We start from the raw sequence: 25,953 nt of genomic DNA, 5'->3' as shown, positions 1-25,953 counted from the left end.
GTCCCCTCATCCGGGCAGCCGGAGCAGCTTGAACGAAGCCGCGATCTTGTCGAACTCGGCGCCGCGGTCGCGGTAGCAGGTCGCCCGGCAGCCGATGAGCATGACCGAGACCGTCGCGCCCTTCTCGTCGAGGATCGCGGTCTGGTCGAACGTCTGGACGTCGGCGCCGATCTGGTAGTTGAAGCGCACCCGCACGCCTCTGGCGCCGTTCTCCAGGGCGAGGACGTCGTCGCTGAGGAGCTCGAACTTGGCGAACATGGGCGGCCGGCCGGTGGTCATGGCCTGCTGCTCGTACAGCTCGCGCATCGGGTCCGTCACGGGCAACACGAAGTCGCGCAGCCGGTTGAGCGAGATCGCGTCCCGCTGCTGCTCGGTGAGCTTGTGCACGGTGGCGTACACGAACGGGTCGGACGAGCTCAGCAGATGGTTGACCGACGGCTCGGCCGACTGGTCGAAGGCCGTGGACCAGACCCGCTGCGCGCGCGTCGCCGCCGCCAGCGAACCGGGTCGGTCACCCGTCAGATAGAGTTCGATCGGATTGGCGTTGAGCTGCGTGAACGAGGCGGGCACCTTGAAATAGGTGGTGCCTTCCCTGTCCCGTACGTAGGTGAACTCCGGCTGCCCGCACGCCGGCAGCACGAAAACCGCGACCATGAGCGCGATCCAAGCCCGTGTCCTTTTCACCAGGGCTTACCTCCGCTTTACGGACCAACGCAGTTGTTGTGCCCGCTTTCATGCGGAATGAGGCCGGATGCACGATGAGAAATCTTGACCAAATCTTGGCCATTGATTGGCTTTACTTGTTACAGATCACCAAATGGTGGTATGGGCCAGGTCGCCACACTCTACGGTCGCCCGGGATACAACGTTCGTGCAACCCCCATTGGTAGACCACAGGAAGTAGCAAAGGATATGAGGACGCCCATCCCGAGCCTCGGAGCGCACCATGAAAGAACCCGCGATGGAGACCGTCGACTCCTTCGGCATGACGGCTGAGCGGCAGTTCGCCGACCTGTGGTCGAGGACCGCCCTGTCGGTCAAGGAGCGCCGGCTGCTGCTGCTCGGGCTGCTCGTCGGACAGGGGCTCGACGAGCTGACCGCCGTGCAGCTCGACGTCGCGCTGCGGGCGGGCGACCTGAGCGAGAGCGAGCTGCGCGAAGTGGTGGTCTTCCTGACCCACTACGCCGGCTGGACCCGCGGATCGCGGCTCAACGACCAGGTCGAGGAGCTGATCGAGCGGGTCAGGCAGGCTCGATCCGGTAGAGCGGACCCCGCAGGCTGAGCGCGTACAGCTCGCCGTCGAGCCCCTCCCCGAAGGAGGAGAGCTGCTCGACCCGGCCGATCTCGGCCGCCTTCGACGGCTCGGCCGCGGGCGCGGCCCGGACCCAGCCGGCGCAGAAGTCCCCGTACAGGAAGCTGCCGCGCAGCCAGGGCAGCGCGGCGCCGCGGTAGACGTACCCGGCGATCACCGAGCAGTTGCCGTCCTTGTGCAGGGGGTAGGTGATGACCGGCTCGGTCAGGCCGCGGCCCGTGCCGCCGCGGAAGGGCCGCCCGCCCTCGCGCAGGTTCCAGCCGTAGTTCTCGCCGCCCTTGGAGGCGGCCGGCTGGCGGTCGACCTCCTCCACCTCGTCCTGGCCGACGTCGCCGATCCACAGGTCGCCGCTGTGCCGGTCGAAGCCGAACCGCCAGGGGTTGCGCAGGCCGTAGGCCCAGATCTCGGGCCGCGCGCCGTCCTTCCCGGCGAACGGGTTGTCCCGCGGTACCTTGTACGGCCTGCCGCGCGGGTCGATGCGCAGGATCTTGCCCAGCAACGTGCCGAGGTCCTGGCCGTTGCCCTGCGGGTCGCCCGCGCTGCCGCCGTCGCCGAGCCCGACGTAGAGGTGGCCGTCGGGGCCGAAGGCGAGCTGGCCGCCGTTGTGGTTGGCGTACGGCTGCTCCTGGGTGAGCACGTCGCGCCGGCCGGTGGCGCGCCGGCCGTCGAAGGCCCATTCGGTGACGTGGGTGGCGCCGCGGGTATCGGTCCAGTCGAGGTAGAGCCAGCGGCCGGAGGGATGGAAGGCCACGCCGAGCAGGCCCTGCTCGTTGCCGCCGCTCACCTCGCCCGACAGGTCGACGATGACGTCGCCGTCCGTGGCGCGCAGCCGGCCGCCCTGCTCGGCGACGTAGAGCCGGGCGTCGCCCTTGCGCGCGGCGAGGGCGACCGGCCGTTCGAACCGGCCGAGCTCGCGGAAGCGCACCTGCCGGGGAGCGCTCTTCGGCTCGGGGCTCGCCGGTGTGGAAGCCCGAGTGGAGGCCGGCGGGGCGGGCGGGGCGGAGGACACGGTGGCCGGGCCGGGTGGTGGCGAGGCGGCCGAGCAGGCGGTGAGGGCCAGGAGGAGCACGGCCGCGAGGGGGCGCACGCCGTCCATACTCGCACGCCCGACCGGGGACGTTAAGGTTCAGGACATGCCTACCGCATTGATCACGGGCGCCACCGCCGGCATCGGCGCCGCGTTCGCCCGCCGCCTGGCCGCCGACGCCTGCTCGCTCGTCCTGGTCGCGCGCGACGAGCAGCGGCTCGTCCAGGTCGCCGACCAGCTCAGGCTCAGGTACGGCGTGGACGTCGAGGTGCTGCCCGCCGACCTGGCCACCGAGGAGGGCCTGGCCAGGGTCGAGTCGAGGCTCCGCGACGGCGTCGACCTGCTGGTGAACAACGCCGGTTTCGGCCACCCCGGCGACTTCCTGAAGGTGCCGGTCGAGGACGAGCTGCGCATGCTGAAGGTCCACTGCGAGGCCGTGCTGCGGCTCACCCTGGCGGCGCTGCCCGCGATGCGCAAGCGCGACCGGGGCGCGGTGATCAACGTGGCGTCGGTCGCGGCGTTCTTCTCCCGCGGCACCTACAGCGCCTCGAAGGCGTGGGTGGTCAACTTCAGCGAGTCGGCGGCCAACGACGTGCGCAACCCGCGGATCAAGATCATGGCGCTGTGCCCGGGTTTCGTGCGCACCGAGTTCCACCAGCGGGCGTCCATGGACACCTCGGGCATCCCGGGGTTCCTGTGGCTGAAGGCCGACAACGTGGTCAGGGACGCCATGCGCGACCTCGCGCTCGGCAAGCGGGTCTCGGTGCCCGACCTGCGCTACAAGGCCATCGTGGCGATCGGCAAGCTGGTGCCGCACAACCTGGCCGGGCGCGTCTCGGCCAGGCTCGGCCGCCGCTGACCTCGGGGCGTGCCACAACAAGGTGGGCCCCCGCCGCGGGAGGGGGTCGCGGTGGGGGCCCGGGACGGCCGTGAGTAACTCACGGCCGGGAACCGGAAGATCCGGCGGGCTCTGCTAGCGGTTGGCCTCGTGGCCGATGGCCAGGCCGCTCGTCGGGTCGAAGAAGTGCAGGTTGTGCGTGTCCAGGACCAGGTCGATGCGCTGGCCGGGGCGCACGTGGCTGCGGGCGTTGACGCGGGCGGTCCACAGGGACTTGTCGCCCACGAGCGGCAGCGCCGCCTCCTCGTCGTCGCCCGTGTCGGCGGCGGCGACGGTGTCCTTGTGCTCGACCGGCGGGGCGTCGATCAGGAACAGCACGTTGATCTCGGAGCCCAGCTCCTCGGTGACCTCCGCCTTGACGGGCAGGGTGGCCCAGCCGTTGGCGTGGTTGCCGGCCGAGTTGGCGTCCTCGAAGTCCGACGGGCGGATGCCGAGGATGACCTTCTTGCCGATGTACTGGTCGAGGCCCGGCTTGTCGGCGAAGGCCGAGTCGGGGATCGGCAGGCTGATGTCGGCGAAGCGCACGACCGCGCCGTTGTCGCGGGCCAGCTCGGCGGTGACGAAGTTCATCGAGGGCGAGCCCATGAAGCCGGCGACGAACAGGTTGACCGGCTTGTCGAACAGGTTCTGCGGGGTGTCGACCTGCTGGAGCAGACCGTCGCGCAGGACGCAGACGCGGTCGCCGAGGGTCATGGCCTCGACCTGGTCGTGGGTGACGTACACGGTGGTGACGCCGAGGCGCTCGTGCAGGGTGTTGAGCGAGGCGCGCATGGAGACGCGGAGCTTGGCGTCGAGGTTCGACAGCGGCTCGTCCATGAGGAAGGCCTGCGGCTCGCGGACGATGGCGCGGCCCATGGCGACACGCTGGCGCTGACCGCCGGACAGAGCGGCCGGCTTGCGCTTGAGGTAGGTCTCCAGGCCGAGCATCTTGGCGGCCTCGTTGACCCGCTTCTGGATCTCCGGCTTGGGCATCTTGCGGAGCTTGAGGCCGAAGGCGAGGTTCTCCTCGACCGTCATGTGCGGGTACAGCGCGTAGTTCTGGAAGACCATCGCGATGTCGCGGTCCTTCGGCGGAAGGTGGTTGACCACCTTGTCGCCGATGGCGATCTCGCCGCCGCTGATGTCCTCAAGGCCGGCGATCATCCGGAGCGCGGTCGACTTGCCGCAACCCGATGGGCCCACCAGCACCATGAACTCGCCGTCCTTGATCTCAAGGTTCAGCCCGTTCACGGCCTTCACGCCACCGGCGTAGATCTTGTCGACGTTCGTCAGAACGATGGATGCCATGACATTCCTTCGCGCTCCAGGGCGATCGGCCCGGACGTTGGTTCTCGGTTCCCGTGGATACGTTTTCACGTATCTCACCCGAAACGGACATCGGTGTCAAGGGGTACCGCGTGACCAGCCTTTGTAGGACCGATGGGCTTCCGGTGACCTGGAATCCATGATGGAATCGTTTCCATGGAGAAGCGGGCGACGATCAAGGATGTGGCCGAGGCGGCGGGCGTCGGCGTCGCGACCGTGTCCCGGGTGCTGTCGGGCGGCTCGGCCAGCCCCAGCACCAGGGAGCGGGTGCTGGCCGTCGCCGCCCAGCTCGACTACCGGCCCAGCGCGCTCGGCCGCAACCTGCGCCAGCGCCGCACCGGCGGCCTGGGCCTGCTGGTGCCCGACCTCACCGACACCTTCTATGGGCAGCTCTGCGAGGGCGTGCTCGCCTGCGCCCGGTCGGCGGGCGAGCCGGTCGTGCTGGGCTCGACGGGCGGCGACCCGGAGCAGGAGGCCGAGCTGATCGGCATGCTGCTCGAACAGAGCGTCGACCGGGTGATCGCGGTGCCCTCCGGCGACGCCGAGACGTGGGCCCCCGCGCTCAGGGCGGGCATGACGGTGGTCTTCGCCGACCGCCTGCCGCCCGAGGCCGGGCGCGACGGCGACCGCGACCCCGCCGAGAGCGCCCTCGACGATCTCATGCTCCTCGACGGCGTGGCCCCGCGCGGGCGCGTCCCCGAGGGCGCCGCGCGTCCGCTCGACGTGCCCGCCGTGCTGGCCGACGACCGCGCCGGCATCCGTACGGCCGTGCGCTACCTGCGGGGCCTCGGCCACCGGCGCATCGCCTTCCTCGGCGGCCCCGGCCACGACCGGCGGGCCGCCGCCTTCCGCGAGGCCGTGGGCGCGCCGGTGGACGAGGAACTGGTGGTGTTCGGCACCGGCAGCCGCGACTCGGCGTACGCCGCCGCCTCCGGCCTGTTCCAGAGCCGTCCCGACCTGTCGGCCGTCGTCGCGGGCGGGAACGTCCTGGGCGAGGCGGCCGTGCTGGCCGCCCGCGAGCTCGACCTGCGGGTGCCGAAGGACGTGTCGCTGGTGATGTACGACGACGTGCCCTGGGCCGAGCTGTGCGCCCCGCCGCTGACCGTGATCGCCCAGCCGGGCCGGGACATGGGGTACCGGGCCTGCGAGCTGGTGCTGCGCGAGGGCACCCGGCGGGCGCGCTCGGTGGTGCTGCCCACCGAGCTGATCATCCGCGGGAGCTGCGGCCCCCGCAGGTGACCGGCGGGCGGCACGCGCTCAGCTCTCGCCGAGGACGTCCCGCGCGTGCGCCTCGATCACCTGGGCCACCTCCGCAGGCGCTCTCAGGTGCGCGCCGTGCCCCTGCCCGTGCAGCGTGACGCGCCGGGCGCCGGGGATCGTCTCCCGCAGGGCGTCGAGCCGCGCGCCGAGATGGGCGGGGCTGCGGTCGCCGCCGAGCAGCACCACCGGCGTGCGGATCGCCGCGTAGGCCGCCCGCCGGTCGCCCAGAGCGTCGATCGCCAGCAGGTCGTCGATCTGGCGGGGCGCGCGCAGCCGCGTCGGCCGATGGCAGGCCACCGCCACGGAGGTCAGCCAGGAGATCGCCGGCGACAGGCCCACCACGTCCCTGAAGAAGATCCGCATCGCCCGGCCCGGCCGGCCCGCCGCCACCGCGGCCGCGGCCGCCTGGCCGGCCGCGCCGCCGAGCGAGGGTCCGAGGGCGACGGGCGGCTCGTACAGGACCGCGCCCGCGAAGGCGTCCGGCGCGAGGAGCAGGGACTCCAGCGCGGCCACCGCGCCGGAGGAATGCCCGACGAGCAGGACGGGCCCGCCGAGCGCGGCCGCCACCGCCACCGCGTCGGCGGCCTCCTGCGCCATGGTGGCGGGCCCGGCCAGGTCCGGCCGGTACTGACGGCGCCGGACGCGCACCACGCGGAACCGCGGCGCGAGCAGCCCCGCGACCTTGCCCCACTGGGTGCCGTCGTCGAGCCCCGCGTGCAGGACGAGGACGGCCGGGCCCTGCCCCTCCTCGACCACCCGGACGTCGGTCCCGTCGGCGGATGTCACCGTGAGCATGGCGCCTCCTCAGTGCGGCCACTGTACGCCTCCTCAGCCCCGTAGTACCTCAGAGCTACGCGCAAGGTGCATCCCCCAGCGGGAAGCCGACTACAAGGCGTGATCCCTACCTTCGGTGCCGGAAGGAAGAACCGGCACGGAAGGGGACCATTCGCCATGGCATCGCTGAGGCACCGCCTGCTCGCCGCGCTCGTCACCGCTTCGGTGGCGGTGCCCGCGTCCGGCGCCGGCGGGTCCGCGGGGGTGCCCGCGCCCGTTCCCGCCGCCGTGGCGCCGCTGCGCGCCGCCACCCCCGCCGCGCTGTCCGCCGAGCTCGCCGGGCGGTACGCCGCCGGGCGCGCCGCCGTCCTGGCCGCCGAGCGCACCGCCGCCGCGCGGGGGCACCGCCTGCGGGCGGCGGCGCTGCGGGCCATGGCGGACCCGTCGCGCACGTTCCTGTCCTTCGACGGGCGCGACGGCGGCCGGACCGTGGAGGTCTTCGGCGACCTGGCGACGGCCCGGCGGATCGCCGTCCTGGTGCCCGGCTCCGACACGAACCTCGACCGGTACGGCCGGCTGCACGCCGGGGCGACGCGGCTGCGCGAGGCGCTCGGCGACGGCTCGGCGGTCATCGCCTGGGCCGGCTACCGCACGCCCGGCACGCTCAGCCTGGACGTGCTGACGCCCGCGCGGGCCGACGAGGCCGTGCCCGGGTTGCGCGCGTTCGTCCAGGAGCTGCGTGCGGTCAAGCCCGGCGCCCGGCTGTCGCTCGTGTGCCACTCCTACGGCTCGGTGGTGTGCGGACGGGCCGCGCCCGGCCTGGACGTGGCCGACATCGTCCTGATGGGCAGCCCCGGCGCGGGCGTCCCCGACGTCGCCGCCATGCGCACCCGCGCGGTCGTGTGGGCCGGGCGCGGCGCCGCCGACTGGATCGCCGGCGTGCCCCACGCGCTGGTCGAGCTGCCGTTCGTCACGGTCGGGCTGGGGGCGGACCCGGTATCGCCCGGGTTCGGCGCCCGCGTCTTCGCGGCGGGCGACGGCGGCCACAGCGACTACCTGCGGCCCGGCTCCCCCGCCCTGACAGCCGTCGCCCGCATCGTCTCCGGAGAGGCCGCCCGCGATGTCTGACTCCTCCCCCCGCGTCGTCTCCGGAGAGGCCCCCGCGATGTCTGACTCCTCCCTCCGCACGCGCTCCGGCCCGCGCGGGCTCGCCGCCCGCATCGAGGCCGGGACGCCGCCGGAGCGCGACCGGGCCCTGGACGCGCTGCGGGCCCTGGCCATCCTCGGGGTGGTGGCCGGGCACTGGCTGGTGACCGCCGTGGTCAGCGACAGCGGCAGCCTGCGCGTCACCAGCCCGCTCAAGTACCTGCCGCAGCTCGCCCCGATGTCGTGGGCGTTCCAGATGCTGGCGATCTTCTTCCTGGTGGGCGGCCTGGTCGGGGCGAAGGGCCACCGGTCGGCGCGGGCGGCCGGCATCGGCTACGTCCCGTGGCTGCGCGGCCGGTTGGGGCGGCTGTTCCGCCCGGTGGCGGTCGTCGCGGCGGTGTGGGCCGTGGCGGCGGTCGCGATGCTCGCCTCCGGGGTGCCGCTGGAGGACGTGCGGCTGCTGGTCAGGATGGCGGCGGCGCCGATGTGGTTCCTGCTGGTGTTCGCCGCGCTGACGGCGGCCACGCCGCTGGCCGCCCGGCTGCACCCGGCCTGGCCGCTCGCGGCGGTGGCGGCCTGCGACGCGGTGCGGTTCGGGCCCGGCGGCCCGGAGTGGTTGTGGTGGGTGAACCTGGCGGCCGGGTGGCTGGTGCCGTACTGCCTGGGCGCGGCCTGGGCCCGCGGGCGGCTGCGGAGCCGGGCCACCGGCTGGACGCTGCTGACCGGCGGCGCGGCCACGGCCCTGGCGCTGGTGGTGTGGGGCGGCTACCCGGCGACCATGGTCGGGGTGCCGGGCGCCCCGGTCTCCAACCTGGACCCGCCCTCGCTCGCGGCCGTCAGCTTCGGGCTCGCCCAGTGCGGCGCGGCGCTGCTGCTGCTCGGCCCGCTGCGCCGGCTGCTGCGCCGCCCCGCCGTCTGGGCGTCCGTGGCCGTGGCGAACCTGGCCGCGATGACGATCTTCCTGTGGCACCAGACCGCGCTGATCGCGGTGACCGAGCTCGGCCTGCTGGCGAGCCGGGCGCTCCTGGAGAGCCGGGCGCTGCCCGGCCTGCACACCCCGCCCGAGGAGCTCGGGTGGGTGGCGGCCCGGCTGGCCTGGCTGCCGGCGTTCGCGGCGGCGCTGCTGGTGTGCTGCGCCGCCTTCCACGCCTACGAACGCCGGCGGCCCCGCTAGAGCAGCTTCTCGATGGCCGCGACGACGGCCGGGTCGTCGGGGGCGGTGCGGGGACGGAAGCGGGCCACGACGTTGCCCTCGCGGTCGAGCAGGAACTTCTCGAAGTTCCACTGGACGTCGCCCGCCGCGCCCTCCTCGTCGGCCGTCTCGGTGAGCTCGGCGTAGAGCGGGTGGCGGCCGGGGCCGTTGACGTCGGCCTTGGCCAGCAGCGGGAAGTCGACGCCGTAGGTCGCCGAGCAGAACTCCTGGATCTCCTCCGCCGTGCCGGGCTCCTGGCCGGCGAACTGGTTGCAGGGCACGCCGACCACGCTGAAGCCGCGCGGGCCGAAGTCCTGCTGGAGCTGGACCAGGCCGGCGTACTGCGGGGTCAGGCCGCAGCGGGAGGCCACGTTGACCAGCAGCACGGCCTTGTCGCCGGCGAGGTCGCCGAGCGTGGTGGGGTCGTCGGCGAGGGTGCGGAGCGGGATGTCGCGAAGGCTCATGATCTGAAGCTTACAGAACGACGCCCGCCGCAGATTGTGACCTATTCCTCATTTTTCCCGCGAAACCCCTGAATATCAATATGTCGCGATCTTGGAATTCCGCCTGATTTTTCATGGTCAATTAGGAAATGTGGGCGTTTGTCAGGCAGGGTGACGCGGTCCCCGTCCCCTTCGAAAGGGAATCCGCATGCCCATGCTCCGCCGTACCGGTGTCCTGGTCCTCGCCGCAACGCTCGCGACGGTGACCGGCACCACGGCCGCACAGGCGCAGAGCTCCCAGAGCAGTGGCAGGAACAAAGCCATCGCCAAGTCCCTGGCCGCCCAGCGCGGCTGGGGCGCCGCGAGCTACGGCTGCCTGGTCAGGCTCTGGGCCAGAGAGAGCGGCTGGAACCACAGGGCCGGCAACCGGTCGGGCGCCTACGGCATCCCGCAGGCGCTCCCCGGCCACAAGATGGCCTCCTCGGGCGCCGACTGGCGCACGAACCCGCGCACCCAGATCCGGTGGGGTCTGGGCTACATCAAGCAGCGGTACGGCTCGCCGTGTCGCGCGTGGGCGCACTTCCAATCCCACAGTTGGTACTGAGCCAAACCCCAGGTACGTCCGCGTTTTTACTCAAGGACATGCCATATGGGCGACGGGCCGGGCAATCCTGGCCCAGCGAGATCGCCCTTTATCCGAATTGAGCGCGCAAACACCTGTCCTTCGCGTGTCGAGATCGCGGCCCGCGGTCACGGCCCGTAATAGGAATCGTGCTTGAGGACACGTCGTGGCGCCTTCCGGGCCGTCCAGCACGATCGGGCGGTACAGGATCCCGGGAGGCCGCGCGGACCCTCCGCGTCCGAGCCACGGACGCGGACCGGCAGGGCGCCCCCGAGGGGGCGCCCGTCCGCACGCGACCCGAAAGCAAGGATCGCCTTGGACAGCAAACGCGTGCTCAGCGGCACTCTTCTCACTATCAGCGCGTTCGGCGTCAGCACCGGCCCGGCCTGGGCGGAGTCCCGGCCTCCGGTGATCAAGATGCGGACCTGGACAACGTCAGCGCAACCGAAGATCGCGGCCGTACGGCCCGCCGGAAGAAACAAGAAGATCGCCCTGGGACAGGTCGTCCAGCGCGCGTGGAACTACCGGGAGTTCCGCTGCCTGGACAACCTGTGGACCAGGGAGAGCAATTGGAACCACCACGCGCTCAACCGGTCGTCGGGCGCCTACGGGATCCCGCAGGCGCTGCCCGCGGGCAAGATGAGCGGCGCGGGCAAGGACTGGCGGTCCAACCCCGAGACGCAGATCCGCTGGGGCCTGGCCTACATCAAGGGAAGGTACGGCAGGCCCTGCGGCGCCTGGGGGCACTGGCAATCGCACAACTGGTACTGATCTCGCGTGCCGGAGGGCATCCGGGCCCGCCCGGGTGCCCTCCTACTGACCCGCGTGCACCGCGATGGCCTGGATGAGCAGTTCGACCCCGAACTCGAACTCCGCCTCGTGGTCGCACTCGGCCAGCAGCGGCGCCAGCGCGCTCACCTCGGGGAACAACGCCGGATCGACGACGGCGGCCTCGACCGTGCGGCTGTGGACGGGCGCGAAGGTGGGCGTCACGCCGACCTCGCGCAGCAGCGAGCCCACGATGAAGGCGATGAACATGCGCAACATCCGGACGGCGTCGGGCCCGTCGAAGCCCGCGCCGCGCAGCGTGGCCAGCGCCCGCTCGACCGGCAGCAGCCCGGCGTGGGAGTGGAGCTGGCGGCTGACCACCACCATGGTCGAGCGCGGATGGTGATGGGCGATCTGCCGGAAGGCCCGCGCCTGCGCCCGCACCCGGTCGGTCCAGTGGGCGTCGGGGTCGTCGGTGAACTCGATGCCGCTCAGCACGCTCTCGGCCACGCCGTTGAGCAGCGCGTCCTTGTTCGGCACGTGGTTGTAGAGGGACATCACGCCGACGCCGAGCTCGGCCGCGATGCGGCGCATGGAGACCGCGTCGGCGCCCTCGCGCTCGATGAGGTCGATGGCCGCGGCCACGATGCGCGGCCTGGACAGGGGCTCGGTGGTCATAGCTCATTCTATTGACGCACGTACACCGTACGTGCAAGGGTCGAGCCGTGGACGTACACCGTACGTAATCCCCCTCGCGGAGGTCCCCCATGTCGACGCACGATCTCTACACCCTCCCCGCCGAGCTCTCCACCTGGGACGTCGGCATGGCCGGCGCCAGCCGGTTCACCTGGGAGTACGACGAGGGCCGCGACCGCATGCTGGCCTTGTACCAGAAGGGCAAGGACAAGCAGTGGGACTCGGCCAAGCGCATCGACTGGGACCTGGAGGTGGACCCGTACAACGTGCTCGGGATCCCCGACAACACAATCGCCATCCACGACACCCCGCTGTGGCACCGGCTCGGCCCCCAGCAGCGCCAGGACGTGCGGCTGCACGGCGCGGCCTGGCAGTTCTCCCAGTTCCTGCACGGCGAGCAGGGCGCGATGATCTGCTCGGCCCGGATCGTGGAGTCGGTGCCCGACCTGGACTCCAAGTTCTACGCCGCCACCCAGACCATGGACGAGGCCCGCCACGCCGAGACCTACGCCCGCTTCCTCCAGGAGAAGGTGGGCCTGGCGTACCCGATCAACGAGCACCTCAAGGCGCTGCTGGAGAGCACGCTCAGCGACTCCCGCTGGGACATGCCCTACCTCGGCATGCAGGTGCTCATCGAGGGCCTGGCCCTGGCCGCGTTCGGCGTCATGCGCGACATCACCACCAAGCCGCTGCCCAAGCAGATCCTCGCGTACGTGATGCAGGACGAAGCCCGGCACGTCGCCTTCGGCCGGATGGCGCTGCGCGACTACTACAAGAACCTGTCGGAGTCCGAGCTGCGCGAGCGCGAGGACTTCGTCATCGAGGGCTGCTACCTCATGCGCGACCGGCTGCGCGGCGCGGAGTCCTGGGAGCACCTGGGCCTGTCCAGGGCCGAGACCGACGAGGTCATGCGGGCCACCGACCAGTCGGAGTACCTGCGGCTGTTCCGCTCGCTGCTGTTCAGCAGGATCGTGCCGTGCGTCAAGGACATCGGGCTGTGGAGCCCGCGGCTGCAGCAGGCGTACGCCGACATGGGCGTGCTGGAGATGGCCGGCCAGTCGCTCGACGCCCTCATGAAGCAGGACGAGGACATCGCCGACAAGCTGGACGCCGCCCGCTTCGCCGCCGAGGAGGCCGAGCGGCACGCCGAGGTCGCCGACACGATCGCCCTCGGCACGTCCGCCCCCTGACCGGCCCGCCGCCCGCTCCCCCGGGCGGCGGTGTCAGCGTCCGCCGTGGAAGCGGCGGTGCAGTTCGCGCACCTGCCCGGCCAGCTCCGGGACGGGCCCGTCCACCGGGACGCCCGGCGCGACGGCGTTGACCGGCAGCGTGCTCACCGGCGGCGCCGGCACGCCCAGCTCCGCCAGCCAGCCGCCGAGCTGCTCCGACGACGCGACGTACACGATGCGCCCGAGGCCCACCCAGGCGTGGGCGGCCGCGCACATCGGGCAGTGCTCGCCGGAGGTGTAGACGGTGGCCGCCGCCCGCTCCTGCGGGGTCAGGTTGGCCGCCGCCCACCGCGCCAGCTCGAACTCCGGATGCCGGGTGCGGTCGCCCCCGGCCACCCGGTTGTGGTCCTCGGCCAGCACGGCGCCGTCCGCGGCGACCAGCACGGACCCGAAGGGCTCGTCGCCCGACTCCAGCGCCTCGGTGGCCAGCTCGACACAGCGCCGCAGGTACGGCAGTTCACTCTCGGCGATCATCGCGACTTCCCGTCCGGTGAGAATGGTGAGCGGAAAGGACAGCTCCGCCTTAGCCCGGGCCGCGCCCGAGCCGCAGGTGGCAGTGTGCCCGGCCGTCCGGACGACGGCGGGCGCGGGGTCGCCGGACGCGCCGTGAGGGTCTCGTTTCTGCCCGTAACCTGCAGAAACCCCCACATTTACCGCAAAAAATGGGTTGATCCCACGTATTAATCTGGATGGGATGCCTCCCGATACTGACACACCTCGCCGTCCCCTGCTCTCCTCCAACTCCCTGTGGCGGATGAAGTCCTACCTCCGCCCGTACGCCGCCAGACTGGTGCTCATCTGGCTGGCCGCGATCCTCAGCATCGCCGCGAGCATCGCGCTCCCCCTGATCAGCGAGAAGGTCATCGACGGTCCCGTGACGCGGGGCGACTCCGACGGGCTGCTCCCGCTCGGTCTCATCGCCCTGGGCGTGGGCGTCGTGGAGGCCGGGCTGATCTTCCTGCGGCGCTGGACCCAGGTCAAACCCGTCCTCGGGCTGGAGACCGCGATCCGCGACGACCTCTACGAGCACCTGCAGCGCCTGCCGATGGGCTTCCACGGCGACTGGCAGTCGGGCCAGCTGCTGTCGCGGGCCACGACGGACCTGTCCACGATCCGCCGCTTCCTCGGCTTCGGCATGCTCTTCCTGGTGATGAACGTCCTCCAGCTCATCACGGTGACCGTGCTCCTGCTGAACAAGTACTGGCCGCTCGGGCTGCTGGTGCTGGCCTCGGCCGTGCCGATCGTGTGGACGTCCCTGCGGTTCGAGAAGCGGTACATCAAGATCTCCCGCCAGGTCCAGGACGAGCAGGGCGACCTCGCCACGCTCGTCGAGGAGTCGGCCATCGGCATCCGTACGATCAAGGCGTTCGGCCGCCGCCACCACGTCTACGACCGCTACGACGAGGCGGCCCGCAAGGTGTACGGCAGCTCGGTCGACAAGGCCACCCTGTCGGCCCGGTTCTTCGCCTTCCTCGAAGTGATCCCCAACGTCACCCTCGCCCTGGTGCTGCTGCTCGGCGCGCTCGCGGTGGGCTCCGGCTCGATGACGCTGGGCACGCTGGTCGCCTTCACCACCCTGATGCTCCAGCTCGTCTGGCCGATCGCCAGCCTCGGCTACATCCTGGCCATGGCCCAGGAGGCGATGACCTCCGCCGACCGGGTCATGGAGGTCATGGACACCGTCCCGGCGATCGAGAGCGGCAGCCGCACGATCGAGCTGCCCCGGGGCCACCTGCGCTTCGAGGGCGTCGGGTTCGCCTTCCCCGGCGCGGACGAGCCGGTGCTGCGCGACGTCTGGCTGGACGTGCACCCCGGCGAGACGGTCGCGATCGTGGGCGCGACCGGCGCGGGCAAGACCACGCTGACCGCGCTGGTGCCCCGGCTGCTCGACGCCACCACGGGCCGCGTGACCATCGACGGCGAGGACGTGCGCGACCTCGACCTGACCACGCTGCGCTCGCTGGTGGCCACCGCGTTCGAGGAGCCGACGCTGTTCTCGATGAGCGTGCGCGAGAACCTCATGCTCGGCCGGCTCGACGCCACCGAGGAGGAGCTGGCCGCCGCGATCGCCACCGCCCAGGCCGGCTTCGTGTACGACCTGCCCTGGGGCCTCGACACCCGCATCGGCGAGCAGGGCCTGTCCTTGTCGGGCGGGCAGCGGCAGCGGCTCGCCCTGGCGCGGGCGGTGCTGAGCAGGCCGCGGGTGCTCGTCCTCGACGACACCCTGTCGGCGCTCGACGTGGAGACCGAGGCGCTGGTGGAGGAGGCGCTGCGGCACGTCCTGCGCGAGGCGACCGGCATCGTGGTCGCCCACCGCGCCTCGACCGTGCTGCTGGCCGACAAGGTGGCGCTGCTGCGCGACGGCACCATCACCCACGTCGGCCGCCACCACGAGCTGCTGGCCGACGTGCCCGAGTACCGCGAGCTGCTGGCCCAGGACGCCGACTTCGACCCCTCGGAAGGAGCCCTGCGATGACCGCCGCCCCCGTCTCCTCCTGGCGCGGCGTCGCCTCCGAGGAGCAGGACGAACTGCCGGAGAAGGTGTCGGTGCTGCTGCGGGAGCGCTCCCGCAGGCTGCTCGGCGACCTGCTGCGTCCCTACCGCAAGGCCATCGCGCTGCTCACCGCGATCATCGTCGTCTCGAACGCCGCGGCGCTGGCGATCCCGTACCTGGTCAAGGTGGGGATCGACGACGGCATCCCGCCGATGACCCGCGGGTCGGGGCCGTCGATCCTGCTGATCGTGGTCGGCGTGATCCTGGTCGCGGCCGTCACTCAGGCGCTCACCCGGCAGGCGTTCCTGCGCCTGTCGGGGAAGATCGGCCAGAGCGTGCTGCTGGAGCTGCGCAGGCGGGTGTTCGACCACTTCCAGCGGCTGTCGCTGAGCTTCCACGAGAAGTACACCTCGGGCCGGGTCATCTCCCGGCTGACCTCCGACATCGAGGCCATCTCCGAGCTGCTCCAGTCGGGCTTCGACGGGCTGGTCAAGGCGGTGCTGACGATGTTCGGCACGGCCGCGCTGCTGCTCGTCCTCGACGTGCACCTCGGCCTGGTGGCGCTGGTCCCGCTGCCGCTGCTGCTGCTGTTCACGCGATGGTTCCGGCGGCAGTCGGTGATCGTCTACCGGCGCACGCGGGAGACGGTCGCCCTGGTGATCGTGCACTTCGTGGAGTCGATGACCGGCATCCGCGCGGTGCAGGCGTTCCGCAGGGAGCCGCGCAACCAGGAGATCTTCGCCCAGCTCAACGACGACTACCGGGACGCCAACGCGCGCAGCATGGTGCTGGGCGCGGAGTTCATGTTCGGCATCAAGCTGATCGGCAACCTCACCGTGGGCGGGGTGCTGCTCTACGGCGGCTACCTGGCGATCCAGGGCGAGGTCACGGTCGGCGTGCTGGCCGCGTTCCTGCTGTACCTGCGGCAGTTCTACGAGCCGATGCAGGAGCTCAGCCAGTTCTACAACACGCTGCAGTCGGCGGGCGCGGCCCTGGAGAAGCTGTCGGGCGTGCTGGAGGAGGAGCCGGGCGTGCCGGAGCCGCGCCGGCCCGAGCCGCTGCCCCAGCAGGCCCGCGGCATGGTCCGCTTCGAGGACGTGCGCTTCGCCTACGTCGAGGAGATGCCGATCCTGCCCGGCCTCGACCTGACGATCCCCGGCGGGCAGAGCGTGGCGCTGGTCGGCGCGACCGGCGCGGGCAAGACGACGCTGGCCAAGCTGATCTCCCGCTTCTACGACCCGACCGCGGGCCGCGTGCTGCTCGACGGGGTCGATCTGCGCGACCTGGACGAGACGACGCTGCGCCAGGCCGTCGTCATGGTGACGCAGGAGAACTTCCTGTTCAGCGGCACGGTCGCGGACAACATCAGGTTCGGCCGGCCGGACGCCACCGACCGGCAGGTCCGCGAGGCGGCCAAGGCGATCGGCGCGCACGAGTTCGTCGCCGGGCTGCCCGACGGTTACGACACCGAGGTCGGCAAGCGCGGCGGGCGCATGTCGGCGGGCCAGCGACAGCTCATCGCGTTCGCCAGGGCGTTCCTCGCCGACCCCGCGGTGCTCATCCTCGACGAGGCCACCTCCAGCCTCGACGTGCCGAGCGAGCGGCTGGTGCAGCGGGCGCTGCGCACGATCCTCGCCGACCGCACCGCGCTGATCATCGCCCACCGGCTCTCGACCGTGGAGATCGCCGACCGGGTGCTGGTGATGGAGGCCGGCCAGGTCGTCGAGGACGGGCCGCCCGACCGGCTCATCGCCGCCTCGGGCCGCTTCGCCGGGCTGCACCGGGCCTGGCTGGAGAGCCTGAGCCAGTGACCACGACGCCGTCGGCCCACCGCGCGAGCGGCGGGCCGGCGCGCTAGTGGTGGACGGGCGCGGCGGCCACGAGGCCGCGGTACAGCTCGTACCCGACGAACAGGGCGACGGGCACCCCGATCGCGACGAGCAGCCGACCGGCCAGCGGCGCCCCGGCCAGGGGCGCCTTCGGCTCCTCCAGCGCCGGACCCGACACGGCGCCGAGCTCGGGCACGAGTTGGGGCCGCACCTCGGGATCCGGCCGCAGCTCGGGGTGCCTGGCCAGGTAGCCGTTCGGGAACGACGTCACGTGGTAGGCGCCGCATCCCGGGCAGCACGTGCCCGACGAGGGAGGTTGCACGGCAACGCCGGAGCTGAGCCAGATCTCGACCTGATTGCCGTGGTCGTCGGCGAAATGCCGGACGACGAATTCCTCCTCCCAGACGCGCAGACAGCGCAGGCACTCGAAGGGCCAGGTCTCGCGGGTCTCGAACCCGTCGCGCACGAGGATCACCCCCGGCTGGGGATTCAGTGGTCTAGACCTGAGTCTGCGCCTGGCCCCGCGCCTGCGCAAGACGCACCTTATGACACTTCAAGCTACGAAACGCTTACCAAGTGTCATGGTTTAGCACCGTTTTTCGGCACTTGCCCGTCCGCCGTCGCGTCTCCCGTCAGTACGGACGCCGCGGCGGAACCGGGCTGAGCAGCGGCGTGGCGTCCGGGACGACCGGCTCGTCCGACCGGAACAGCTCCGGATGGCGGGCGAGATAGCCGGCCGGGAACGTGGTGGTCTGCTGACAGCCGCAATGCGGGCAGATCACCCCGTACGACGGCGGCGGCACCACGAGCCCGTCCCTGAGCCAGATCTCGGCGGCGTTCCCGTGCTCGTCGTCGACGTGCCGGACGAGGTAGTCCTCTTCCCAGACGTGCCAGCAACCGCGGCACTCGAAGGGCAGGGTCCTGCGTTCTTCCTCCACTGAGGTCACCCCCTCACTACGAGTGTCCGCCTCCCCTCCGGAACATCGCAAGCCGGGGGTCACCGGACCGTGAGCACGAAGGTGACCGCGCCGAGCACGACGCTGAGGGTGCCGAGCCAGGCGAACAGCGCGTCGAGGCCCGCGTCGATGGGCCGTCCGCCGTGCAGGGCCTCCTGGACCCGGCGGAAGCGCACCCCCGTCCTGATCAGCAGGACCGCGCCGCACAGCGCGGCCAGCGCGAACCCGGCGACGGCCACGGCGGGCAGGCCGTGGCGCACCGCGAGCCCGGCCGCGCCGAGCCCGCCCGTGGCCAGCGCCACGGCGGTGCGGACCCAGGCGAGCCGGGTGCGCTCGCTCTGCAGGCCCTCGTCCCAGATCTCCTGTGACATCTACACCGACAGGATGATGAGCACGAGGGCGACGACGGCCACGGTGGCGACGCCGTACCCGAAGACCGCCGCGAGGGCGGGCGGCGGGAGCGGCGCCTGGTTGCGCAGGGCGCGCTGGATGTTGCGCCAGCGCGGATAGGCCATGCCCGCGGCCAGCGCGGACAACGACACCAGCATGACGGCCAGCACCGTGCGAACCCACGGAACGAACACGTCGGAGGGCACCGCCGCCATGGCCACCCCGCCCGCGCTGAGCGCCAGCGCCGTACTCAGCCACGTGAGGAAGGTGCGTTCGTTGGCCAAGGTGAAACGCGGGTCGGGCTCCATGCCTTATATGGTAATTCGTCCCCTTTTCCCCTAGAGAAGACGGGATTTCAGCTGCACGCCTTGGCGACCTGCTGGGCGTAGTCGACCGCCTCGCTGCCCACCTTCTGGGCCGCGTCGACGGCGTCGTTCACGTTCTGGACGTCGATCCCGCCCAAAGTCTTGGCAAGGTCTTCGCTGGCCTGCTTGAGCGTGGTGTTGGCGGCCTTGTCGGCCACGTCGTTGAGCTTGCCCGCGGCGTCGTCGAGCGCCTTCTCCATGGCCTTGGGGTCGTCGGTGAGGTCCTTGACCTTGGCGGCCAGGTCGGTGACGATCTTCGGCGCCTCCAGGCACGCCTGGGCCTTGTCGATCGTGTCGTTGACCTCGCCGCACCCGGCGGCCAGGACGCAGACGGCGAAGAGCGCCAGGGGCACGAACCGGCTCTTGATGAGTCGCATACCTCGACCTTACCCAGCGCCCCGCGCCCGCGGCGGTGCGCGCGATCAGTGAAGGAGCCCCGATCGACGGCCGGCGGCGGCGAAGGCGGCCGCGATCCGGTCGAGCTGGGCGTCGGTGTGGGTGGCGGTGAGGCTGACCCGGATGAGGGCCTGCCCCGGCGGAACCCCGGGCGAGATCATGGCCGTGGTGAACACCCCTTCGTCGAACAGCTCCCGCCACAACCGGAAGCAGCGCAGGTCCTCCCCCACCGGCACGGCGATGACCGGACGGTCCGACGGCACGACGGCGTACCCCAGCCCGGCCAGCTCGCCGCTCAGCCGCCCGGCCGCGGTCCGCAACCGGCGCCGCCGCTCGGGCTCGGCGACGACGATCTCCAGGGCGGCCAGCGCGGCGGCGGCGCAGGCCGGTGACAGGGCGGCGGTGAACACCATGGACCGCGCGTGGTGGCGCAGGTAGAGGATGATCTCCTCCGGCCCGGCGACCGCGCCGCCGATCGTGCCGAACGACTTGGAGAAGGTGATGGTCTGCACGTCCACCGCCTCCTCCAGGCCGTGCGCCTCGGCGGCGCCGCGACCGGCGTCCCCGAGCAGGCCGGCGTCGTGGGCGCTGTCCATCACGACGCGGGCTCCGTACGCGCGGGCGAGCTTGGCGATGCCCGGCAGGTCGCACACGTTGCCCGAGGTGGAGAACATGCCCTCGGTCACGATCATCCGGCCGGTGTCCGGGTCGGCGGCGGCCAGCAGCCGTTCCAGGTGGTCCATGTCGTTGTGCCGGTAGCGGCGTAAGCGCGCCCCGCCCAGGCGTACGGCGTCGATGAGGCACGCGTGCACCAGCCGGTCGCCGATCACCACGTCGCCGGGCCCCAGCAGCGCGCCCAGCGCGAGGTTGGCCAGGTAGCCGGCGCTGGTCACCATGACCGCCGGACGCCCGAGGAACTCCGCGAGCCGCGCCTCCAGCTCCTCGTGCAGCGCGAGCGAGCCGTTCGTCAGCCGCGAACCGCCGCTGCCCGCCCCGAGCCGCCGGATCGCCGCGACGGCGGCCTCCTTGACGCGGGGATCCCCCGAGAGCCCGAGATAGTCGTTGGACCCGGCCTGCACCAGCACCCGCCCGCCGACCACCACCTCCCCGTCGCCCGGCCGCTCCTGGATCGGGTGGTAGTACGGATAGACGCCCAGCTCCTTGACCGGCTGGTACCCGGGCAGACGACACTTCGCGAACACATCGGCCATGCCTTCTCACTCCCCTGAGCGCGGACCCCCTGAGAAGAGTCTGATCGACCACCCCGCCGGCCGCGCGGAACTCCCTTCGCCGAAGGCCCGGCACGCACGGCCTTCTCTCAGGTCAGGGCCCGGACAAGAGGTCTGCGCGGAAGGCATCGGCGGCCGGGTCCTAGGATCGGATCCATGGCAATGTGCGAGCATCTTTCCCAGGCCGACGACCCGGCGGCGAAGACCCCAGAGGGCTGCGAGGAGTGCCTGGCCAGCGGCAGCCGATGGGTGCACCTGCGGCGCTGCCTGGAGTGCGGCCACATCGGCTGCTGCGACTCCTCGCCCAACAAGCACGCGACCAAGCACTTCCACGCGACCACGCACCCGGTGATCCAGTCGTTCGAACCGGGCGAGAGCTGGCGCTGGTGCTTCGTGGACAACCAGATGGGCTGACCCGCCCTGCGCGGGCGGCGCCCGTCGGGGTCAGCGTTCGAGGATGGCCTCCTCGAAGTCGAGCTGGGCCATCACCTCGCGCAGCACCTCGTCGTCGAGGCGGCGCTCGTCGCGCAGGCGGACGAACACCTCACGCTCGGCCGTGAGCATGTCACGGCGCAGCCGCCGGTAGATGCTGCTGGGGGTCTCGGCGCCGCCCTGCGCGGTGCCGCCGCCCAGGCGTTCCCACGCGGTCAGCGACCGCCGCCACGACTTCTCCCTGAGCTGGTCGATGACCTGCTTCTTGATCTCGTCGGGCTCGCCCTCCTGCTCGACCAGGCGTTCGAGCTCGGCCAGGCCCGCCTCCAGCGCGGCCTGCTGGGCGGCCGCCTCGGCCAGCGTGTCCTCGTAGCGCTCCTGCTCGCTCGACACGCGCAGCTTCCTGATCAGGGCGGGGAACGTCATGCCCTGGATCAGCAGGGTGCCGATCACCGTGGTGAACGTCAGGAACAGCAGCATGGCCCGGTCGCGGGCCGGGATCTCCGGCGGGATGGAGAACGCCGCCGCGAGCGACACCACGCCCCGCATGCCGGCCCAGCCCAGGATCACCGTCTGCTGCGGGCTGGGCGCCGGGCCCCGCCGGACGAGCTTGACCAGCGGGGTGAACGCGAACACCCACACGAACCTGGACACGATCGTCACCGCCAGCACCGCCAGCGCGTAGCCGGCGACCTGCCAGGGGCCGTAGCCGGTGATGCCCTTGATCACGGTCACGAGCTGCAGCCCGATGAGCGCGAAGACGATCGACTCCAGGAAGAAGTCGGTGACCTTCCACACCGCGTCGGACACCAGCCGGGTGCCGAACCCCCGCTGGTGCATGCGGTTGCCCAGGTAGAGGCCGACGACCACGACGGAGATCACGCCCGAGGCGTGCACCGGCTCGGGCCCGAGCCCGGAGACGTGCACGGACTCGGCCGCGAGATAGGCCGCGAACGGGATCAGCAGCATCAGCGTGTTCTCGACCAGCGAGTCGCGGGTGTGCTGGAACACCCAGGCGAACACGAACGCCAGCGCCAGCCCGATCGCCACGCCGCCGAGCGCCGCGAACAGGAACTGCGCCACGCCCTGGAACAGGTCGATGCTGCCGCCCACGGCCGCCCCGATGGCCACCCGGTAGGCCGTCAGCGCCGTGGCGTCGTTGAACAGGCTCTCGCCGATGAGGATCGTCAGCGACTTGCGCGGCAGCCCGAGCCGCCGGCCCACGGCGACGGCCGCCACGGCGTCGGGCGGCGCGATGATCGCGCCGAGCGCGAAGGCGGCGGCCAGCGGGAGCTGCGGCAGCAGCAGGTGGACGACCAGCCCCACCACGGCCGTGGTGAACAGCACCAGGCCGATCGACAGCAGCGCCACGGCCCGCTTGACGTCACGCAGGCGCAGGTAGGAGCTGTCGAGCGCGGCCGAGTAGAGCAGCGGCGGCAGGAACACGAACAGCACCAGCTCCGGCTGCAACGGCACCGCCGGCACCAGCGGCGAGACCAGCAGGCCGGCCGCGACCAGCAACAGCGGGGCCGGCCAGCCCCGCCGCCGCGCCACCGCCGCGACCGCGACCGCGCCACCGGCCATCAGCAGCAGTTGCAGGCCCATGGTCGGGTTCAACGACGTTCCTCCAGCTCGCCCGGGTGGATGCCGTGAGCGTACCCGGCGGCCGGGAGGAGGGTGTCACCACTCCCGGCGGTCGCGCCCGTCGCCGTAGTCCTGCTGCTGGTCGGGGCGCAGGCGTTCGCCGGTCGAGAACAGGGGGTCCGTCACGTACGGACGGCCCATGTTCGGGTCGGACGACTGCGGCGGGTACTCCTGGCGGCCGAGCGCCAGCAGCGGGTCCACCGGGTTGGGCTGCGCGGGCTGCTGGTAGCCCTGGTAGGTGTCGGCCGCGCGGTAGGAGTCCTGGGCGGGCGCGGGGTTGTGCCTGCGGCCGGCGCCGGGGATGCCGTGCATGGGCGTGCCGAGCCCGGCCGTGCCCTGCGGCTGCGCCGGAGGCTGCTGGGGCTGGGACGGCGGCTGCTGGTAGGAGCCGTAGGAGTCCGGGGAGTACTGCTGGGCCGGCGGGTAGGGGTCGGCGGCCTGCGACGGGAAGCCGAGCGGGTCGGTGCTCAGCGGCGCCGGTCGGCGCTGGTCGGCGGGCAGCTGGTAGACGGGCTCGCTGCTCTCGACGTACTGGGGGCCGGTGAAGGGGTCGCCGGCGTACTGCGGGCCGCTCAGCGGATCGCCGGTGTACTGCGGGCCGCTGAAGGCGTCACCGGTGTACTGGGGACCGCTCAGCGGATCGCCCGTGTACTGCGGGCCGCTGAACGGGTCACCGGTGTACTGGGGGCCGCTGTGCGGGTCGCCGGGGTACTGGGCGGCGGGCTGCTCGACGTACTGGGGCCCGGTGAAGGGGCTGCGCTCGCCGTACGACGGCGTCTCCCGGGGGCCGGTGGTCTCGCTGTAGGAGGCCACCAGTTTGTCCTGCGGCGCGGGGCCGCGCGCGACCAGCACGTCGTTGGGCGACAGCGACGCGGTGGGCCGCTCGTCGAGCGCGGGCGGCGGAGGCTGCTGCTGGGCGTGCTGAGGTGGCCGGTGATACGTGCCGGTGCCCGGCATGACCTCGGTGCCCGGATCGGCCGCGGGCACCGCGGGCTGCTCGCCCGTGGCCTCGGCGTAGCCGTCGTCGAGCGTGTCGAGCAGCCTGCCGACATCCTCCATCGGCATGCGGAAGCTCGCTGTGCACATCTCCCCTCGCCACAGGCTGAGGACGAGTGTGCCCTCATGCCACGTGACCCGGAGGCACCGCTCCTGACCTCGTGCATCGAAGAAGACTTCGCCGAACGACGGCAACGGGACAACTTCCGACATGGCAGACATACTGCTTTAACCAGCCTTTATTCGTCCACTCAACCCCGGAAAACCCTACCTAACCGCTCTCACCATCGAGACCGTGAACCCCATCGATCACACCAGCAAGATCTTCCTGACCAGTTGGAGTTCCGCTCGACAGTGTGCCACGCGAGTCCCGCGGGGAGCCCGGGAACGCCGGGATGCGCATGGCCGGACACAGGGCGTCCCGGCGCGTCGGCCCGGGATTGCGGGTACCGTTGACGACCGTGCCGGACTCCCATCTCCCGTCAGTGGACGAACTGCTCAGCATCGCGGTCGGCGCTCTCGGAGGGAGCGAACGGCAGGGCCAGGTCACCATGGTCAAGGCCGTCCAGAAGGCCATCGACGACGAGGAGCACCTGGCCGTCCAGGCGGGCACGGGCACCGGCAAGTCGCTGGCGTACCTGGTGCCCTCGATCCGGCACGCCATGGACAGCGACACCCCCGTCGTGATCTCCACGGCCACCATCGCGCTGCAGCGCCAGCTCGTCGACCGCGACCTGCCCCGGCTGGCCGAGGCGCTGGGCAAGGAGCTGCCGCACGAGCCGACGTTCGCCATACTCAAGGGCCGGCGCAACTACCTGTGCCGCTACAAGGCGACGGCGGGCTGGCCCGAGGAGGACGAGCAGGACCAGCTCTTCGACCCGCGTGAGGTGAGCGCGACCGGCCGCATGGTCCAGCGCATCCAGGAGTGGGCCGACGAGACCGAGACGGGCGACCGCGACGAGCTGGTGCCCGGCGTCAGCGAGCAGGCCTGGCGGCAGTTCTCGGTGAGCGCGCAGGAGTGCCTGGGCGCCACCCGCTGCCCGAGCGGCCCCGAGTGCTTCGCCGAGCTGGCCAGGGCGCGCGCGGGCGAGGTCGACGTCGTGGTGACCAACCACGCGCTGCTGGCCATCGACGCCATGGGCGACCTGCCGGTGCTGCCCGAGCACGAGGTCGTGGTCGTCGACGAGGCCCACGAGCTGGTCGACCGGGTGACCTCGGTGGTCACCAGCGAGCTGTCGGAGGCCTCGGTGATGCTGGCCGTGCGCCGCGTCGGCCGGCTGATCGAGCAGCCGCTCGCCGACCAGCTCATGGAGGCGGGTGAAGACCTCAAGGCGCTGCTGGCCGCCGCGCCGCCCGGCCGCATCGACGAGCTGCCGCAGGTGCTCGGCCTCACCTTGCAGCTCATCCGCGACACGGCCTGGCGCTGCATCACCGCCATGGGCCCGCGCAACGCCGACAAGGACGACCCCGACAAGGCCGGCCAGCGCAAGGCCGCCTTCACCGCGCTCGACGAGGTGCACGACACCGCCGTCCGCATGCTCGACGCCTACGGCCACGCCTCCGAGGCCGACCGCGCCGAGGTGGTCTGGCTCGACGGCGCCACCGACCGCCGGCCGCCCATGTTGCGGGTCGCGCCGCTGAGCGTGAGCGGCATGCTGCGCGACCGGCTGTTCGGCGAGCGCACGGTGGTGCTCACCTCCGCCACGCTCGCCCTCGGCGGCACGTTCGACGGGCTGGCCGCGCAGTGGGGGCTGGGCGACAGCAAGCGCTGGCAGGGCATCGACGTCGGCTCGCCGTTCGACCACCCGCGCGCCGGCATCCTCTACGTCGCCAAACACCTCCCCCAGCCGGGCCGCGACGGGCTGCCGCAGCAGTATCTCGACGAGATCACCGAGCTCATCGAGGCGGCCGGCGGGCGCACGCTGGGGCTGTTCTCCTCGATGCGCGCCGCCAAGGCCGCCACGGAGGCGCTGCGCGAGCGGCTCGACGTGCCGCTGCTGTGCCAGGGCGACGACTCGACCATGCTGCTGGTCAAGCAGTTCGCCGAGGACGAGCCGACCTGCCTGTTCGGCACGTTGTCGCTGTGGCAGGGGGTCGACGTCCCCGGGCCGTCGCTGCGGCTGGTCATCATCGACCGGGTGCCGTTCCCGCGTCCCGACGATCCGCTCACCTCGGCCCGGCAGCGGCACGTCGCGGCGCGCGGCGGCAACGGGTTCATGGCGGTCGCGGCCAACCACGCGGCCCTGCTGCTGGCCCAGGGCACCGGCCGGTTGCTGCGCGCGCAGGACGACAAGGGCGTCATCGCGGTCCTCGACCCGCGCCTGGCCACGGCCCGGTACAGCGGTTTCCTGCTGGGGTCGTTGCCGCCGTTCTGGCGCACCACCGACCCGGCCGTCCCCCGTGCCGCGCTCAAGCGGCTGTCCACCGAGTCCTGACCCGCTGATCACTGTCTTCGGGCAACGGCCTTTTCCCTTACGGCTTCGCCGGGTCAGGCCACCCGCCGTACGGGGCCGGTGGCCTTCCAGGAAACGCCCGCTGACCCTTCACCGG

27 protein-coding genes are annotated in these 25,953 nt (G+C 71.9%); 12 read left to right on the top strand and 15 right to left on the bottom strand.

Translation table 11 applies throughout. From position 1 onward, the window contains the following. Positions 1-6 precede the first annotated feature (6 nt). On the bottom strand, positions 7-654 hold the full coding sequence (locus tag ACIBK9_RS38735) for a hypothetical protein (RefSeq protein ID WP_397163749.1): 648 nt from the start codon (positions 652-654) through the stop codon (positions 7-9). A 292-nt stretch (positions 655-946) separates the two neighbouring features. On the opposite strand from ACIBK9_RS38735, the gene ACIBK9_RS38730 reads away from it, so the two are divergent. Continuing rightward, positions 947-1,282, top strand: coding sequence for a carboxymuconolactone decarboxylase family protein (locus ACIBK9_RS38730; RefSeq protein ID WP_352324894.1), 336 nt, complete (start codon positions 947-949; stop codon positions 1,280-1,282). Here ACIBK9_RS38730 and ACIBK9_RS38725 read toward each other — a convergent pair. Continuing rightward, complete coding sequence (locus ACIBK9_RS38725; RefSeq protein WP_397163747.1) at positions 1,242-2,399, bottom strand: PQQ-dependent sugar dehydrogenase; 1,158 nt, start codon at positions 2,397-2,399, stop codon at positions 1,242-1,244. The genes ACIBK9_RS38730 and ACIBK9_RS38725 overlap by 41 nt on opposite strands. A 46-nt stretch (positions 2,400-2,445) precedes the next feature. Here ACIBK9_RS38725 and ACIBK9_RS38720 point away from each other — a divergent pair, with 46 nt between their 5' ends. Beyond that, complete coding sequence (locus tag ACIBK9_RS38720; RefSeq protein WP_358285009.1) at positions 2,446-3,198, top strand: SDR family oxidoreductase; 753 nt, start codon at positions 2,446-2,448, stop codon at positions 3,196-3,198. 114 nt (positions 3,199-3,312) lie between these two features. Here ACIBK9_RS38720 and ACIBK9_RS38715 read toward each other — a convergent pair whose 3' ends face one another. After that, complete coding sequence (locus ACIBK9_RS38715; RefSeq protein WP_352357172.1) at positions 3,313-4,524, bottom strand: sn-glycerol-3-phosphate ABC transporter ATP-binding protein UgpC; 1,212 nt, start codon at positions 4,522-4,524, stop codon at positions 3,313-3,315. Between the two features lie 174 nt (positions 4,525-4,698). On the opposite strand from ACIBK9_RS38715, the gene ACIBK9_RS38710 reads away from it, so the two are divergent. Then, positions 4,699-5,781, top strand: coding sequence for a LacI family DNA-binding transcriptional regulator (locus ACIBK9_RS38710; RefSeq protein WP_397163744.1), 1,083 nt, complete (start codon positions 4,699-4,701; stop codon positions 5,779-5,781). 18 nt (positions 5,782-5,799) lie between these two features. Here the strand turns inward: ACIBK9_RS38710 and ACIBK9_RS38705 are convergent, their stop codons facing one another. Further along, the gene (locus ACIBK9_RS38705) at positions 5,800-6,597 is read right to left on the bottom strand and encodes an alpha/beta fold hydrolase (RefSeq protein ID WP_397163743.1); all 798 of its coding nucleotides are present in this window, start codon (positions 6,595-6,597) and stop codon (positions 5,800-5,802) included. A gap of 156 nt (positions 6,598-6,753) precedes the next feature. Here ACIBK9_RS38705 and ACIBK9_RS38700 point away from each other — a divergent pair, with 156 nt between their 5' ends. Continuing rightward, positions 6,754-7,704 carry an alpha/beta hydrolase gene (locus tag ACIBK9_RS38700; RefSeq protein ID WP_397163741.1) on the top strand — a complete coding sequence of 317 codons (951 nt, stop codon included), beginning with the start codon at positions 6,754-6,756 and terminating at the stop codon, positions 7,702-7,704. A 37-nt stretch (positions 7,705-7,741) separates the two neighbouring features. Then, positions 7,742-8,896: an acyltransferase gene (locus ACIBK9_RS38695; protein ID WP_397163739.1), complete on the top strand. Its 1,155-nt coding sequence runs from the start codon at positions 7,742-7,744 to the stop codon at positions 8,894-8,896. Here the strand turns inward: ACIBK9_RS38695 and ACIBK9_RS38690 are convergent. After that, the gene (locus tag ACIBK9_RS38690) at positions 8,893-9,378 is read right to left on the bottom strand and encodes a glutathione peroxidase (protein ID WP_358284999.1); all 486 of its coding nucleotides are present in this window, start codon (positions 9,376-9,378) and stop codon (positions 8,893-8,895) included. The genes ACIBK9_RS38695 and ACIBK9_RS38690 overlap by 4 nt on opposite strands. Before the next feature lie 187 nt (positions 9,379-9,565). Between ACIBK9_RS38690 and ACIBK9_RS38685 the strand changes: the two genes are divergently transcribed. Together ACIBK9_RS38685 and ACIBK9_RS38680 are read left to right on the top strand one after the other, a co-directional pair. Next, positions 9,566-9,961, top strand: a complete 396-nt coding sequence (locus tag ACIBK9_RS38685) for a transglycosylase SLT domain-containing protein (protein WP_397163737.1) — start codon at positions 9,566-9,568, stop codon at positions 9,959-9,961. Positions 9,962-10,294: 333 nt separating this feature from the next. Next, a complete protein-coding gene (locus ACIBK9_RS38680; protein ID WP_352324905.1) occupies positions 10,295-10,750 on the top strand; it encodes a transglycosylase SLT domain-containing protein in 456 nt (151 codons plus the stop codon). Between the two features lie 42 nt (positions 10,751-10,792). Here the strand turns inward: ACIBK9_RS38680 and ACIBK9_RS38675 are convergent, their stop codons facing one another. After that, positions 10,793-11,425 carry a TetR/AcrR family transcriptional regulator C-terminal domain-containing protein gene (locus ACIBK9_RS38675; RefSeq protein ID WP_352357184.1) on the bottom strand — a complete coding sequence of 211 codons (633 nt, stop codon included), beginning with the start codon at positions 11,423-11,425 and terminating at the stop codon, positions 10,793-10,795. Positions 11,426-11,514: 89 nt separating this feature from the next. On the opposite strand from ACIBK9_RS38675, the gene ACIBK9_RS38670 reads away from it, so the two are divergent. Then, positions 11,515-12,633 carry a ferritin-like domain-containing protein gene (locus ACIBK9_RS38670; RefSeq protein ID WP_358284995.1) on the top strand — a complete coding sequence of 373 codons (1,119 nt, stop codon included), beginning with the start codon at positions 11,515-11,517 and terminating at the stop codon, positions 12,631-12,633. Positions 12,634-12,666: 33 nt separating this feature from the next. On the opposite strand, the gene ACIBK9_RS38665 is transcribed toward ACIBK9_RS38670, so the two are convergent. Beyond that, the gene (locus ACIBK9_RS38665) at positions 12,667-13,146 is read right to left on the bottom strand and encodes a nucleoside deaminase (RefSeq protein WP_397163735.1); all 480 of its coding nucleotides are present in this window, start codon (positions 13,144-13,146) and stop codon (positions 12,667-12,669) included. A 220-nt stretch (positions 13,147-13,366) separates the two neighbouring features. On the opposite strand from ACIBK9_RS38665, the gene ACIBK9_RS38660 reads away from it, so the two are divergent. Both ACIBK9_RS38660 and ACIBK9_RS38655 read left to right on the top strand, forming a co-directional pair. Continuing rightward, complete coding sequence (locus tag ACIBK9_RS38660) at positions 13,367-15,148, top strand: ABC transporter ATP-binding protein (protein ID WP_352357190.1); 1,782 nt, start codon at positions 13,367-13,369, stop codon at positions 15,146-15,148. After that, the gene (locus ACIBK9_RS38655; RefSeq protein WP_397163734.1) at positions 15,145-16,977 is read left to right on the top strand and encodes an ABC transporter ATP-binding protein; all 1,833 of its coding nucleotides are present in this window, start codon (positions 15,145-15,147) and stop codon (positions 16,975-16,977) included. The genes ACIBK9_RS38660 and ACIBK9_RS38655 overlap by 4 nt, the downstream gene beginning before the upstream one ends. Positions 16,978-17,020: 43 nt before the next feature. On the opposite strand, the gene ACIBK9_RS38650 is transcribed toward ACIBK9_RS38655, so the two are convergent. From ACIBK9_RS38650 to ACIBK9_RS38625, 6 genes are all read right to left on the bottom strand, one after another. Continuing rightward, complete coding sequence (locus tag ACIBK9_RS38650) at positions 17,021-17,461, bottom strand: hypothetical protein (protein ID WP_397163732.1); 441 nt, start codon at positions 17,459-17,461, stop codon at positions 17,021-17,023. Positions 17,462-17,627: 166 nt separating this feature from the next. Beyond that, entirely contained in the window at positions 17,628-17,933 is a 306-nt protein-coding gene (locus ACIBK9_RS38645; RefSeq protein ID WP_358284985.1) for a hypothetical protein, read from the bottom strand. 59 nt (positions 17,934-17,992) lie between these two features. Next, entirely contained in the window at positions 17,993-18,322 is a 330-nt protein-coding gene (locus tag ACIBK9_RS38640) for a DUF202 domain-containing protein (protein ID WP_357964720.1), read from the bottom strand. Next, positions 18,323-18,649, bottom strand: a complete 327-nt coding sequence (locus ACIBK9_RS38635; protein ID WP_352363977.1) for a DUF202 domain-containing protein — start codon at positions 18,647-18,649, stop codon at positions 18,323-18,325. Positions 18,650-18,696: 47 nt separating this feature from the next. Then, positions 18,697-19,083 carry a hypothetical protein gene (locus ACIBK9_RS38630; RefSeq protein ID WP_352324105.1) on the bottom strand — a complete coding sequence of 129 codons (387 nt, stop codon included), beginning with the start codon at positions 19,081-19,083 and terminating at the stop codon, positions 18,697-18,699. A 45-nt stretch (positions 19,084-19,128) separates the two neighbouring features. Then, positions 19,129-20,313 (bottom strand): aminotransferase class I/II-fold pyridoxal phosphate-dependent enzyme, encoded by a 1,185-nt coding sequence (locus ACIBK9_RS38625; protein WP_397163730.1) that lies wholly within the window; start codon positions 20,311-20,313, stop codon positions 19,129-19,131. 174 nt (positions 20,314-20,487) lie between these two features. On the opposite strand from ACIBK9_RS38625, the gene ACIBK9_RS38620 reads away from it, so the two are divergent. Further along, the gene (locus ACIBK9_RS38620; RefSeq protein WP_358284978.1) at positions 20,488-20,745 is read left to right on the top strand and encodes a UBP-type zinc finger domain-containing protein; all 258 of its coding nucleotides are present in this window, start codon (positions 20,488-20,490) and stop codon (positions 20,743-20,745) included. A gap of 30 nt (positions 20,746-20,775) precedes the next feature. Here the strand turns inward: ACIBK9_RS38620 and ACIBK9_RS38615 are convergent, their stop codons facing one another. Both ACIBK9_RS38615 and ACIBK9_RS38610 read right to left on the bottom strand, forming a co-directional pair. Then, positions 20,776-22,380 carry a Na+/H+ antiporter gene (locus tag ACIBK9_RS38615; protein WP_358284976.1) on the bottom strand — a complete coding sequence of 535 codons (1,605 nt, stop codon included), beginning with the start codon at positions 22,378-22,380 and terminating at the stop codon, positions 20,776-20,778. Between the two features lie 63 nt (positions 22,381-22,443). Beyond that, a complete protein-coding gene (locus ACIBK9_RS38610; RefSeq protein ID WP_397163727.1) occupies positions 22,444-23,472 on the bottom strand; it encodes a hypothetical protein in 1,029 nt (342 codons plus the stop codon). Positions 23,473-23,864: 392 nt separating this feature from the next. Here ACIBK9_RS38610 and ACIBK9_RS38605 point away from each other — a divergent pair, with 392 nt between their 5' ends. Then, positions 23,865-25,838, top strand: a complete 1,974-nt coding sequence (locus ACIBK9_RS38605) for an ATP-dependent DNA helicase (RefSeq protein ID WP_397163725.1) — start codon at positions 23,865-23,867, stop codon at positions 25,836-25,838. Positions 25,839-25,953 lie beyond the last annotated feature (115 nt).

Origin of the sequence: Nonomuraea sp. NPDC050227 (assembly GCF_044459705.1) — a bacterium.
GTDB lineage: Bacteria > Actinomycetota > Actinomycetes > Streptosporangiales > Streptosporangiaceae > Nonomuraea.
The sequence above is the reverse complement of the archived record's forward strand: the minus strand, read 5'-3'. Positions and strand labels throughout refer to the sequence as shown.